Annotated in this window: 16 protein-coding genes; 12 read left to right on the forward strand and 4 right to left on the reverse strand. The window is 39.1% G+C overall.

Going from position 1 to position 13,509, the window contains the following annotated elements; translation table 11 throughout:
* The first annotated feature begins 2 nt into the window (after positions 1-2).
* The 12 genes from HRU80_10320 (at position 3) to HRU80_10375 (ending at position 10,809) form a co-directional block, all read left to right on the forward strand.
* Complete coding sequence (locus tag HRU80_10320; GenBank protein ID QOJ29258.1) at positions 3-839, forward strand: DUF3108 domain-containing protein; 837 nt, start codon at positions 3-5, stop codon at positions 837-839.
* Between the two features lies 1 nt (position 840).
* Entirely contained in the window at positions 841-1,359 is a 519-nt protein-coding gene (locus tag HRU80_10325; GenBank protein ID QOJ29259.1) for a gamma carbonic anhydrase family protein, read from the forward strand.
* Complete coding sequence (gene ybeY, locus HRU80_10330) at positions 1,359-1,802, forward strand: rRNA maturation RNase YbeY (protein QOJ29260.1); 444 nt, start codon at positions 1,359-1,361, stop codon at positions 1,800-1,802. The genes HRU80_10325 and ybeY overlap by 1 nt, the downstream gene beginning before the upstream one ends.
* Before the next feature lie 9 nt (positions 1,803-1,811).
* Entirely contained in the window at positions 1,812-4,145 is a 2,334-nt protein-coding gene (gene topA, locus HRU80_10335; protein ID QOJ29261.1) for a type I DNA topoisomerase, read from the forward strand.
* A complete protein-coding gene (locus tag HRU80_10340) occupies positions 4,142-5,035 on the forward strand; it encodes a tyrosine-type recombinase/integrase (protein ID QOJ29262.1) in 894 nt (297 codons plus the stop codon). Before topA ends, HRU80_10340 begins: the two co-directional genes overlap by 4 nt.
* A 16-nt stretch (positions 5,036-5,051) precedes the next feature.
* A complete protein-coding gene (gene raiA / locus HRU80_10345; GenBank protein ID QOJ29263.1) occupies positions 5,052-5,348 on the forward strand; it encodes a ribosome-associated translation inhibitor RaiA in 297 nt (98 codons plus the stop codon).
* 1 nt (position 5,349) lies between these two features.
* Entirely contained in the window at positions 5,350-6,363 is a 1,014-nt protein-coding gene (locus tag HRU80_10350; protein ID QOJ29264.1) for an HPr kinase/phosphorylase, read from the forward strand.
* A gap of 68 nt (positions 6,364-6,431) precedes the next feature.
* Entirely contained in the window at positions 6,432-7,373 is a 942-nt protein-coding gene (locus HRU80_10355) for a M23 family metallopeptidase (protein ID QOJ29265.1), read from the forward strand.
* A complete protein-coding gene (locus HRU80_10360; protein QOJ29266.1) occupies positions 7,370-7,591 on the forward strand; it encodes a DUF2795 domain-containing protein in 222 nt (73 codons plus the stop codon). Before HRU80_10355 ends, HRU80_10360 begins: the two co-directional genes overlap by 4 nt.
* 27 nt (positions 7,592-7,618) lie before the next feature.
* Positions 7,619-8,770, forward strand: a complete 1,152-nt coding sequence (locus tag HRU80_10365) for an AAA family ATPase (protein ID QOJ29267.1) — start codon at positions 7,619-7,621, stop codon at positions 8,768-8,770.
* 1 nt (position 8,771) lies between these two features.
* Positions 8,772-9,950 (forward strand): acetyl-CoA C-acetyltransferase, encoded by a 1,179-nt coding sequence (locus tag HRU80_10370; protein QOJ29268.1) that lies wholly within the window; start codon positions 8,772-8,774, stop codon positions 9,948-9,950.
* Positions 9,951-9,966: 16 nt separating this feature from the next.
* The gene (locus HRU80_10375) at positions 9,967-10,809 is read left to right on the forward strand and encodes a 3-hydroxybutyryl-CoA dehydrogenase (protein QOJ30515.1); all 843 of its coding nucleotides are present in this window, start codon (positions 9,967-9,969) and stop codon (positions 10,807-10,809) included.
* An 83-nt stretch (positions 10,810-10,892) separates the two neighbouring features.
* On the opposite strand, the gene HRU80_10380 is transcribed toward HRU80_10375, so the two are convergent.
* From HRU80_10380 to HRU80_10395, 4 genes are read right to left on the reverse strand one after another with little or no spacing between them, the layout of a single operon-like run.
* The gene (locus HRU80_10380; protein QOJ29269.1) at positions 10,893-11,093 is read right to left on the reverse strand and encodes a hypothetical protein; all 201 of its coding nucleotides are present in this window, start codon (positions 11,091-11,093) and stop codon (positions 10,893-10,895) included.
* A gap of 11 nt (positions 11,094-11,104) precedes the next feature.
* Positions 11,105-12,010, reverse strand: coding sequence for a diacylglycerol kinase family lipid kinase (locus tag HRU80_10385; protein QOJ29270.1), 906 nt, complete (start codon positions 12,008-12,010; stop codon positions 11,105-11,107).
* Between the two features lie 10 nt (positions 12,011-12,020).
* A complete protein-coding gene (gene ftsY / locus HRU80_10390; GenBank protein QOJ29271.1) occupies positions 12,021-12,959 on the reverse strand; it encodes a signal recognition particle-docking protein FtsY in 939 nt (312 codons plus the stop codon).
* Positions 12,960-13,508: a CDP-alcohol phosphatidyltransferase family protein gene (locus tag HRU80_10395; protein ID QOJ29272.1), complete on the reverse strand. Its 549-nt coding sequence runs from the start codon at positions 13,506-13,508 to the stop codon at positions 12,960-12,962. It lies immediately after the preceding gene.
* Position 13,509 lies beyond the last annotated feature (1 nt).

Here is a 13,509-nt window from a genome sequence, read left to right on the forward strand (position 1 = left end):
TAATGAAAAAGATTCTGCTTTTTTGCGGAATTGCAGTCCTGCTCCTGTCCGCCGGATTTATTGAGTACTCCTCTTCGGCACAGGCATCTGCACCTGTTGCTGCTGAATTCAGATCAAACGAGGCAGGTCTGATGCCAGGTGAAGAAATAACTTATCTGGTAAGATATGGATTTGTTAAACTAGGTGAAATCCGGCTAAAGGTCATCAACCGGAAAACAGAAAAAGGTGAGATCATTTATAATACGATAGGATATATTGATTCTTATCCCGGGCTTCCTTTTGTAAACCTTCATCAGATTTATGAAAGCAAGGTAAATAAAAACTATTTTAGCAATTTTTTCCGCGGAACTGTTAAAAAGGAAGAATATACAACTTTCACTGAATACTATTTTGATTATCCTAAGAAATCATTAAGAGTAAAAAAAGGGAAGGTCTTTCCTTTTGAATTATGGACAGACTCAACCGGAATTGCTGAAACAGAATTTCATGACGGGCTCTCTATTTTTTATTGGGCAAGAATGAATCTTGGTCAGAAAAAAACTGTTAAAGTTCCCTGTTTTGTGAATGAAGAGAAAGTATTTACACTGGTTAATTATTATTCCAGGCCGGAAACCATGGAAATTGATGCAGTGGACTATAAAATTCCTGTCTGGCGGCTGGACGGGCATACGGACTTTGTTAGTGTTTTCGGTCTGACGGGGCATTTTGAAGGCTGGTTCTCTCAGGATGAAGCCTGTATTCCAATTGTTGCTAAACTCAATGTTATCATAGGTAAAGTAACGGTTGAATTGATAAAATGGAACCGGAGCGGCTGGAATCCGCCAAAGGCAGAAAGTTAAAATGAAAACAATAATACCATATAAAGGTAAATCTCCCCGATTTGACCAAAGTGTATTCATTGCTGATGGTGTTAGAATGACAGGGGATGTAGAAATTGGACCAAACAGCAGCATTTGGTATAATACAGTTATCAGAGGAGATGTAAATCATGTGAGGATTGGCACAAATACTAATATTCAGGATAACGCCACCTTACATGTTTCATACGATTCAACCCCGCTTATCATTGGTGACAATGTTACTGTTGGCCATAATGCCATTCTCCATAGTTGTGTGGTCGGTAATAATGTATTAATTGGTATGGGGGCTATCGTTCTGGATAATGCAATTGTCGAGAATTTTTCTATGATAGCAGCAGGTGCATTAGTAAGACCTCATTCAAAAATTGAGACAGGTAAACTCTACGGTGGAATACCAGCCAAATTCATCAGGGATCTGACTCAGGAGGAATTGGATTACTTCCAGAAATCAGCTGATAATTATGCAATGTATGCTGCTGAATATAAGAAAGCGACCTGATGAAAAAGGGGAGAGTGCATGTTTCTTTTCAGAAAAGAATTAGTTTTTCTGCGAAAGAAGTTCGTCGGATTGTCAGAAAAATTCAGGAGGAAGTTGGTTTTCATTTATCTGAATTAACCATTTCCTTTATTGATGATGCTTCAATTCATGAAGTTAACAGGGAGTATTTGAATCACGACTATCCGACTGATATTATAACTTTTGATTATTCTGAAAAGAATAAAACATTCATTGAGGGCGAAATTCTTATATCGTTTGATACTGCGATCATGAATGCAAAAAAGTTTAAAGTGACCCCGGAAAATGAGTATACAAGGCTTATTATCCACGGTATTCTTCATTTGCTGGGATATGATGACAGAACTGCCGCAAAGAAAAAAATTATGAAAAACAAAGAGAACTCACTTCTGAAACTGGTTCTTGATTCTGTTAATAAGTTTTAATGTTATTAGATGGCAAAAAAATTAGTACTTGTTGAGTCTCCCTCAAAAGCCAAAACGATTAATAAATATCTTGGCAAAGATTATGTGGTTGAAGCTACAGTAGGGCATATTAAAAATCTTCCTAAATCGAAATTAGGGATTGACGTTGATAACGGATTTCAGCCTCAGTTTGTTACCATACGGGGCAAAGGAGATACCGTTAAGAAAATAAAGGACCTTGCTAACAAGAGCTCTCATATTTATATCGCGACTGACCCTGACCGCGAAGGCGAAGCAATAGCGCAGGACATTGCTGATGTAATGGATATAAAGAACTCAGATAAGATATCACGTGTCCTTTTCAATGAAATTACCAAAAACGGTGTTAAAAAAGGAATGGATGAACCCAGACCAATTAATACCGATTTAGTGGCATCACAGCGCGCAAGAAGAGTAATGGACCGCATTATTGGATATAAGATCAGTCCGTTTTTATGGCGATCTGTAGTTTCAGAAGCTGCTAACTCATTATCAGCCGGAAGGGTTCAGTCCGTCGCACTTCGTCTTGTTTGTGAACGTGATGCTGAGATTGATGCGTTTATTGAACAGGAATATTGGTCAGTCGGATCAATTTTCCTTACTGCGAAAAAAGATGAAATCCATTCAAAACTGCATAGTATTGATGGGGTGCAGATCAAATCTCCTGCTAAGGATAAGAAAGGGGACGAAAAAAGTGAGAATGATGGAGCAGATGTAAAGCACTCCAAATCGATGATTATTCAGAACTCAGGTGAAGCTGATGCAATCATTGAACGTATAAAAAAAGTCAAAAACTTTGAAATTAGTAATATCGCGCGAAAGCATACTAAAAGAAATGCTCCGCCGCCGTTCATTACAAGTACCATGCAGGCAGAATCATCAAAGATGCTGCGAATGAGAGCAAAGCAGACCATGATGTACGCTCAGCGGTTATACGAAGGAGTAACTCTTGGTAATGAAGGGTTGGTGGGTCTTATTACGTATATGAGAACAGATTCCACAAGACTGAGTGATGATATCTGCAAAGAAGCTTCAGAATATTTGAAATCTGTTTACGGAAACCAGTATGCTCCCGATACCATTCCGGTTTATGGAAAGAAAAAAGGTTCAAACGTTCAGGATGCGCACGAAGCAATAAGACCGACTTCATTGAAATATACGCCGGAATATGTAAAGCCTTATCTTGATGATCATTCATTCAAACTCTACAGTCTTATCTGGAAGCGGTTTTTAGCTTCTCAGATGAAGCCGGCTGAATTTGAGACTACAGTTGTTGAGATTACCGGTGATGAATTTTTATTTAAAGCATACGGACAGGTTTTATTATTCGACGGTTTTATGAAACTATATGTCGAGCAGGAAGAATCAACCAAGGAAGAAGACCGTGAAGAGGCTAAAAATGACAAGATTCCTGCAGGCTTAAATAAACATGATAATCTTGATTTAAAGGAAGTTACACCGCATCAGCATTTTACAAAACCTCCGGGCAGATATACTGAGAGTACACTGATAAAAGAACTGGAAAGTCTCGGAATAGGAAGACCAAGTACTTACTCCATGATAGTCAGTACAATTGTTGACCGCAAATATGTTGAAACCCGTGAGCGCAAAATTTACGCTACCGATCTTGGAAAAAAGATCAATGGAATACTGATCGAAAACTTCCCTGGTATTATTGATACCGGTTTTACCGCGAGAATGGAATCCGAACTCGATCAGATTGCACAGGGTGAATATACCTATAGTGGTGTTCTCAATGATTTTTATAATCCTTTTTCTTCAGCGCTTTCTGAGGTAGAAGATAAAATTGAAAAAATAGTTTGTGAACTCTGCGGCGGGGAAATGGTTATCCGATATGGTAGATTTGGTAAGTTCCTCTCATGCAATAATTATCCGGAATGCAAAAATATAAAATCGTTAAAGGAACTTGCTGCAGCCAATTCTGAACCTGAATATACCGGCGATACTTGCGAAAAATGCGGTGCCCGGACAATCTACAGAAACGGCAGGTTCGGAAAATTCATCGGATGCGAAAAATATCCTGAATGTGATTTTATAAAGAATATCACCCTTAATATATCCTGTCCTAAGTGCAAGGAGGGAGAGGTTCTTGAAAGAAGATCCAAACGAGGTAAGATTTTCTTTGGCTGCTCAAGATATCCTGATTGTGATTTTGTAGCATGGAATAAACCAAATCCCACGCAGTGTCAGTCATGCGGATCAGCTTACATGGAAGAAAAATATTCGAAAAAAAAGGGGAAATATCTGCAATGCCCGTCCTGTAAGGAGGAGATAATTCTTGAATCTGCAGAGGAAGAATCTTGAATGATCTCAGGTCTCTGACAGAGAGTTTTCTCATTTATGCTGAAAATGTACTGAGGTATTCTCAGAACACTATTACAGCTTATGGGAGTGATCTTGCCAGGTTTACTGATTTTTGTCTGAGGACCGGAAAGAGTGATATAAATCTGCATTCTGCCCGGACAATTATGGGCTTTATGGCTGAGATGAACAGGGATAGCCTTTCAAAAACTTCCATATCGAGGTATTTGGCAACGATACGGAAGTTTTATGCCTATTGTCTTGAACAGGGAATAATCACAAATTCGCCAGTCAAGGGTATCTCTAATCCCAAACAGAAAAAACTGCTTCCGGATACCTTCTCCCAAACCGAATATGAAAATCTTATAAAAAAGATGCAAATAGCCCTTGACTCTCAGTCAAATTATATTAAGTTTATGGTAGCATCTGTTTTTGAATTATTATACGGGTGTTCAATGCGAGTATCTGAAGTCTGTTCCGCGAAGCTGCATGACTATAACAGCCGGGAAGGAACACTTAAAATTACCGGAAAGGGAAGCAAAACACGTATTGTGCCTGTCGGGGCAAAAAGCAGGGATATACTTAACAAATATTTAAGTTTAAGGACAACTGGTTCAGATTATCTGATAGCAGATGAGAACGGAAATGCAGTCTATCCGAGAAAAGTGCAGCGCTGGACGGAGAAATATCTCGGAATGGTAACCGGAATCAGCAAAAAAAGTCCGCATATTCTCAGGCATAGTTCGGCAACTCATATGCTTGATAATGGGGCTGCATTAACAGCAATTAAAGAGATTTTAGGTCATTCCGACCTTAAAACAACCCAAATTTATACTCAGGTGAGTATAGACCGGCTGAAAAAAGTCCACAAACAATCACATCCAAAATCTTAATTCCTCAGGAGGATTTATGCAAGTACTTATAACAGCAAGAAAATTCACGGCAAGAGAAACACTCAAAGATTTTATTGACGCTGAAGTCAGATCTTTGGAAAAAATTGCCGATGATATATTGGATGCTGAGATGATTCTAAGCTTCGAAAACAACAATAACAGCGTTAAAACCGCTGAACTCATACTTAAAATTCCGGGTCACTTGGTGACCGCAAATGACAGTTCTGACGAATTCGAAAAAGCGGTCAGAGGTGCTGTTGAAAAAGCAGAAAGACAGATTATTAAACTTAAAGGGAAAAAACAGAACCACTAATATGACCTTAATTAATGAAAAATCCATAACCGTTAAGAATTTTATTGACGTACGATTTTTCTATGAAAATGTAAGAAACCGGTTTAACCTGAATCTGCTTACCTCTGAAGAGGGATTTGACAGAAAAATTCAGGATCCGAATGTTCACCGGCCAGGCTTAGCCCTGGCCGGTTATCTTGATATTTTTTCCTACCACCGGATACAGATTTTCGGCAATACGGAAATGAAATATCTTAAAAGTCTTACCACGGAAGTAAGAAGGGCCTCACTTGAAAAATTCTTCTCTTTTGATATCCCTTGTATCGTGATTACAAATGAGAACAAAATTTTTGATGAAATGGCCGAACTTGCAACTAAATTTAAGGTGCCGGTTTTTGTTTCTCCTTTTTCAACGACAAAACTGGTCTATTTCATCAGTGACTTTCTTGATGACCAGTTTGCACCCAAAGTCTCAATTCATGGATCTTTTGTTGATGTGTATGGTGTGGGGGTACTTTTTATTGGAAAATCGGGTATCGGTAAAAGCGAGGTGGCACTTGACCTTATTGAAAGGGGACATCGTCTGGTAGCAGATGATCTGGTTATCCTGACAAAAAAAGGGGAGGGGATTCTCATGGGTTCAGGAACAGATGTTGTAAAGCATTTTATGGAAATAAGGGGCCTGGGACTGATTAATATCGAAAAAATGTTCGGGATAAGGGCTATTAGGTATCAGAAACGCGCGGAAGTAATAGTTGAACTTGAAAACTGGGATCCCGGCGGAGACTACGACCGCACCGGTCTTGACGAAAACACCATGTCCATTTTGGGGGTTAATATTCCTCATATTAAGCTTCCTATTATACCGGGAAAGAATATTACGGTTATTTCGGAGGTAATTAGTCTCAATTATCTCCTTAAACATTACGGTTACGACGCAGCCCGGGTACTCCAGCATAAGCTCACTGACCGGCTTCGGCAAAAAAAGGGGGAAATTGGCAGAGGTGTCGATTATTTCGAGCATGATTTTGAGTAATTCTGTGTAGTTTAGTTTGTCAGGAAACTTGACTCACATCACACTTTTCTTTATCTTCGCACCTGACTATGCCAAAAATTTATTACTTCTCTGAAAATAAGCTCAAGATCGTTGAACTTAAGAAGACCAAGCTAAAAAGTGCTGTTTTTGCGGTTTTTAGCCTGATTTTAACAGGTTCATTGCTGGTTTTTGGACTCAGTTATTTCGGTGTTTTGAACACTGAAGGTAATGTCTCTTCTATAAAGAATGAGAACGCCCTTCTCTTATCAAAATTACAGGAAATTACCTCCAAATACCAAAATCTTAATGCTGAACTGGACAGTTTAATTACTGTTAACAATGACCTCCGGATTGCCGCAAATCTCCCCCCCTTAGAGCCTGAAGACAGGACTTTAGGAAAAGGAGGTAGCATTTCTTCCGGACTGTTTGACTTCCTGAGCAGCAATAACAAGAAGGAAATTCAGGCTTCTTTAAGCTTCATTGATGAGGTTGAGAAGAAGTTGGAATTCGAAAAAAACAACTTCATTGAGATTGCTAACACTCTAAAATCTAACCAGGAATTATACCGATCCATACCCGCAATTAAACCTTGTGCAGGAACGCTGGCGTTACACGGATTTGGAATGAGGCTTCATCCTATCCTGAATGTGAGAAGGATGCATGAAGGTATTGATATTATAACACCCGTCGGCACTCCTGTCTATGCTTCAGCAGATGGTGAGGTTGTATTTGCCGGACGCAACAGCGGATACGGGCTTATGGTTGAAATTGATCATGGTTTTGGTTACAGAACTATTTATGCCCACCTTTCGAGTGTGCAGACCAGAGAGGGAGCAAAAATTAAAAGAGGAACATTTATTGCAAAAACGGGGAACACAGGTCTTTCAACAGGACCTCATTTGCATTACGAGATTATACATAATGGGGTTAAATTGAATCCGGAAGAATTTATGTTTGATAGTTCAGAATTATTTATCACCGATATCTCATCTGCCAGGAATAATAAATGATTTGGACGATTGAATTAGCGAATTATCTTGATGATGCTCCCTGGCCCGCAACCAAGGAAGAACTTATTGACTATGCCGAGAGAATTGGCGCTCCTATTGAGGTCATCGAAAATCTTAAAGAACTTGAAGATTCAGATGAACCCTATGATGCAATAGAAGATATCTGGCCGGATTATCCGACAGATGAAGATTTCTTCTATAACGAAGATGAATTATAAGGCACTGTTAAGTGCCTTTTTCGTTTTATGAGTAATTTATTCTGGAATGGGTTAAAGGGTCACAAGGGAGCCAAAGAGTTATTCGAAACTCTGGTTCTTAATAATAAAATCCCAGCCGGAATAATATTAGCCGGGGATCATGGTAATGGCTCTGATTATTTAGCTCTTAAATTCTCCCATCTTTTGCAGCTCGCACACAATGGCTTGATACCCGAAACGGATACTATACCGGTTCGTTTTGAGGAACCGTATATAAAATATATATTTCCGCTGATGTCAGGCACAGGTGAGGATAATAAGAGCGATGACCCGTTCGCCAAACTCAGTTCAAAAGATATTGAGAGAATTAAATCCGAACTTGAGCTGAAAAATAAGAATCCTTATTATCAGCTTGATATTCCAAGAGCCAATGTCATCAGGATCAACTCCATCAGAAGTATAAGAAACTATCTCAGTATTAACTATAATGAGCTGCCTTACAGAACAGTACTCATATCACGAGCTGAGGAGATGGGGGATGAAGCTCAAAATGCGCTTCTTAAATCACTGGAAGAACCCCCTGAAAGGGTTATATTTATTCTCACCGCTAATCGCATGGATTCTCTGCTTCCCACTATCCGATCCAGATGTTGGGAAATTACATTACCGCTTTTAAATGACGCTGATATGTACTCAGTATTGACTGAAAACTTTGAATTTGGTCATGAGGAGGTTCAGTCTGTCATTCCATTCGCTGAAGGAAGTATATCTGAAGCTGTCCATCTCATTGATTCGGAATTACCATTAATCACTGAAAATGGAATGGATATACTGCTGCAGGCCACTGCCGGAAATATGAATACAGCAGCCGAAAAAATGGATGAACTTACCCGAAAAGCAGGGGACCAGTGCCTTCCGCTTTTTTTCCGATTCATACTTGGCTGGTTCAGAGATGCTTTCAGATATAAAAACGGGAATTCGCTGCTCGTTATGCCGCAATACAGGGAACGCTATGAGAAATTCGTTATGCGTTTTCCCGATGTAGATTTTAACAATCTCATATATAAAATTGAATCACTCTACAGAGTGATGAATGACAGTTACATGAATAAAAACGGTATACAATACCGCTTGTTTTTTGAACTGGCATCAGTAATTAACCCTCACATAAAAAATTCTACCAAAGTAAAGGCCATTTGACATGAAAAAAGTAGTAATAACTCATTTAACAAGAACTGCAATTGGTTCCTTTAACGGATCACTTGCTGCATTTACCGCACCCCAGTTGGGCAGTGTTGTCATCAAAAAACTTATGGAAACCAGCGGGCTTAAACATGATGCCGTTGATGAGGTTATCATGGGAAATGTTCTTAGTGCCGGCATCGGACAGGCGCCTGCAAGACAAGCAGCTCTGTTTGCAGGATTACCTGAAAAAACGGAAACAATGACAATCAATAAAATGTGCGGCAGCGGATTGAAAGCAGTTATGCTTGCAGCACAGGCCATTCAGACCGGGGATGCTGATGTAATTATAGCCGGAGGAATGGAGAGTATGTCAAATGCGCCATACCTTCTCTCTAAAGCACGCAGCGGGTATAAACTTGGCCATGGTCAGCTTCTTGACTCCATGATTATTGACGGCTTATGGGATGTATATAATAATATTCATATGGGCAGTTGCGCTGAAAAATGTGCAAAAGATTTTAATATGACAAGAAAAGAAGTTGATGATTTCGCGATACAATCTTATAAACATGCGCAGGAAGCTCAGAAGAATGGAAAATTCAAAGATGAAATAACTCCGGTTGAAATTAAAACTAAGGATGGTGTAACGTACTTTGAAACTGATGAAGATGTAAATAAAGTAAATTTTGATAAAATGCCCGGACTACGTCCGGTATTTGAAAAAGACGGTGTGGTAACAGCTGCAAATGCTTCAAATCTTAATGACGGAGCTGCTGCTGTAATCGTAACCTCTGAAGAAAAGGCAAAGGAATTAGGTCTCAGGCCTGCATTTGAAATTATTGCACAGTCATCAGCTGCAAAAGCACCTGTTGATTTCACAACAGCTCCTGCTGATGCAATCTTGAAAGTACTTAAAAAGGCAAATCTTTCTGCAAACGACATCGGACTTTATGAGATAAATGAAGCATTTGCAGTAGTTTCACTTGCGGTAAATAAACTGGCAGGACTCAATCCTGATAAAGTGAATGTGAATGGTGGAGCTATTGCCATGGGGCATCCAATTGGTGCCAGCGGAGCAAGAATACTGGCAACTCTTGGCTATGAGATGAAAAGAAGAAACACGGAATTTGGACTCGCCTCCCTATGCATCGGAGGGGGAGAGGCATCTGCAGTTATCATAAGAAATTTACAGTAAAAAGGAGGATGTCGTGATTAAAAAAGTTGCAGTAATTGGTGCAGGAACTATGGGGAATGGAATAGCCCAGGTTTTTGCAAGTAAAGATTTCTCTGTTCAGCTAATTGATCAGAATGAAAAACTTCTCGAAAAAGGACTTCAGAATATTTCCGGAAGTCTGGATCGAATCATTAAAAAGGGAAATCTTACCGAGGAACAAAAAGTCCGGATAATTGGAAATATCACCTCTGGCTCAAGTTTACATAATATAAGTCCTGATTCCGACCTTATTATTGAAGCAGTTTTTGAGAATAAAGCTGTTAAACAGGAAATATTTGGAACTCTCGAAAAGACCGTTAAAAAAGAGTGTATTTTCGCATCCAATACAAGTTCTATCTCAATCACTGAAATTGGCTCTGTATGCCGTCAGGATCGTTTTATTGGCATGCATTTTATGAATCCGGTTCCTGTAATGAAACTTGTTGAAATTATCCGCGGATATGCGACCAGTGACGAAACCTATCAGGCCATAAAGGATATTTCTATTGCACTCGATAAAGTACCTGTTGAAGTAAGGGATTATCCTGGATTTATCTCGAACAGAATACTTATGCCAATGATCAATGAGGCCATCTACTGTCTGATGGAAGGTGTTGCGAACAAGGAAGATATTGATACCGTAATGAAACTTGGTATGGCTCATCCCATGGGACCTCTCACACTGGCTGATTTCATCGGCTTGGATGTCTGTCTTGCAATAATGGAAGTGCTGTATAATGGGTTTTCTGACTCAAAATACAGACCTTGTCCGCTGTTAAAGCAGATGGTTGCCTCTGGAAAGCTCGGCAGAAAAACAGGAGAAGGCTTCTTTAAGTACTAAAAGACTAATAGCCGGAAGAAATTCCGGCTATTTATATGAAATAACTGTCGCATAATGTATATTATGTAAACTATTTAGATCTCTTAAATGATCTTCATAACACGCAGATAAATAAGGACTATAACAAGCAGGATCAGGATATTCCTGAATATATTTGATTTTTTAACAATGAATTTCCTTCCCCTGCTGAAGTTTAGTTTTCTTTTTTTTCTTTCATCAGGATCTTTAACAGGATCGTAATATCTGGGTGAATAATTGAATTGCCGGATTTTAGGTCTTTTCATTAACATACGTATCAGTACACGATAAAAGTTATCTTTTCAGGAAAAAGATGTATCTCGATATTGTTGGCCGAAGGTGAAAGAAATTCTCCATCCGAATGCAGCGGGACATTATTTTCTGTGGAAAGTTTAAGAAATTGAGTTCGGATGTAAGTAACTTCCGGACGGTGAATATGTTTGCCAATTATCGCCAAAGGCAAAATCTGAAGGAGTTTTGCGCGGGAGCATTTCCCTGCTATCATTACATCCGCAAGTCCGTCATCAATCACAGCATGAGGAGTCAGCTTAAATCCCCCGCCCGCAGTGGAAGTATTTCCGGTTGTTATTAGAGTGAAATCTCCTGTAATTTCACCTTCGCCATATAATACTTTACCCCGGTACTGTTTTAATTTTAACAGCGCTTTTAATGTTGAATAAAGATACAAAATGAGTCCCCGCAGAACTTTGTTCTCAGAACTAAGTTTGCTTACTTCTGCATCAAATCCGGCACCGCAGCTGCTCAAGAATTTTCTTTTAATCAATGAGCCATCCGGAAAAGAATTATAGGTCAATTCAAGAATATCAAACGGTTTACGAAAAATCTTAAAATCCGAAATTTCTAAAAATTTTCTCACGCTGATATCAAGTGATCGCCCGATATCATTGCCTGACCCGGCTGGTATTAGCAGAAACGGAATCTTTGCTCTCTCTGAGAATCCATTAACTATTTCATTCATAAATCCGTCACCGCCGACTACTGTGATGAAGTCTGTTTCAGCTAAATCAAGTTTCGGAAATTCATGAAAAAAATGTTTCGGTTTTTCAGAGAAAACAACTGAATGATTAATACCCAGTGCTGACAACTTATTCTCTATCTCAGGGAGGATTTTTTTTGTGTACCCTTTTCCTGAAACCGGATTAACAAGTAATACTGTTTTCATTATCTTCTGATCAGTTTCCGAAAATAGCGCTTACATAAGACTGAGGATCAAAATTCTGGAGATCATCAATCCCCTCACCTACTCCGATAAATCGAACCGGAATTTTATATTTAGAGGAAATCTGTAATAAAGCTCCACCTTTAGCTGTACCATCAAGCTTTGTAATGATCAGGCCCGTTACTTTAATTGCTTTATTAAACTCTTCCATCTGTACCAGAGTATTCTGTCCTGAATTTCCGTCAAGAACTAAGAATACCTCATGCGGTGCAGAAGGTACAAGCTTCTTAATAACCCGGTCAATCTTTTTCAGCTCTTCCATCAGTTCAGACTTGGTATGCAGCCTTCCGGCAGTATCAAGCAAAACAACATCATATTTTTCTTTAAGAGCAAAATCAACGGTTTCAAAGACCACTGAGGATGGATCAGATTTTTCTTTCTGGATAATTTTTACTCCTGCCCTTTGAGCCCAGACTTCAAGCTGATTATTCGCAGCAGCGCGGAATGTATCAGCTGCACCTACCACGACTTTCAGCCCTTCCTTCTTAAGATTATTTGCAAGTTTGCCAATGGTAGTTGTTTTTCCGGCGCCGTTCACACCCATTACAAGAATGATTTTAGGCCTGCTGCTGAGATCAAGCAGATCATAAGAAGTATCTGCTCCGGTTTCACTGAGAATTTCTATGCAAACCTCTTTTATTGCAGAAATCAGCTCCTCTGAAGTTCTTGTCTTAGACTGAACTATTTTTCCTCTTACGGAGGTAATTATTCTCTCCGATGTCTCAGCGCCAAAATCACTCTGAATTAATTTTTCTTCAAGTGATTCCAGAGTAGTATTGTCAAGAACTGCCTTACCGGTGACTGTTTCGGTAATTGAATTGACAATTTTGTCTCTGGTTTTACTAAGACCGTCTTTAAGTTTAGATAAACTGAAATTTCCGAAAAAACCCATTTAATCCTTCTCCACAAATTCCTTAGCCCGGATACCGTAACCAATCAGAGATATAAATATCATACTTACACTGGCATAAAGGAAAGACATATTAAGCATATGATCTTTAGGTACGCCATAAAGCACTATTAAAATGTAAAAACAGATAACTAAGACAGTTATTTTTCCCAGCATATTGGACGGAAGAACTTTTTTAATCCTTTTAGATACCAATAAAGCAGCAATCACAATAAGAACATCCCTGCCTACCACAACCGCAGTTAGGAACAGCGGAATCTCACCGAGGAGATAGAGTTTCAGAAAGATAGCGGCGACACATATTTTATCTGCTAAAGGATCAAGTATTTTTCCTAATTCAGTTATTTGATTCAGCTTTCTTGCAAGATATCCGTCTAATATATCAGTCACGCCTGCAAAAAGACAAAGTCCTATCAGAATAATACGGTTTTGATCGTAAACAGATGCCTCCATCATCAACCAGAATGGAATGACCAGAAATATTCTTAGAAGACTTAATAGATTGGATATCTGAAATAATTCTCTTATCATG

Source organism: Ignavibacteriales bacterium, assembly GCA_015709675.1.
In the GTDB taxonomy this organism is placed as follows: domain Bacteria; phylum Bacteroidota; class Ignavibacteria; order Ignavibacteriales; family Ignavibacteriaceae; genus H2-BAC3.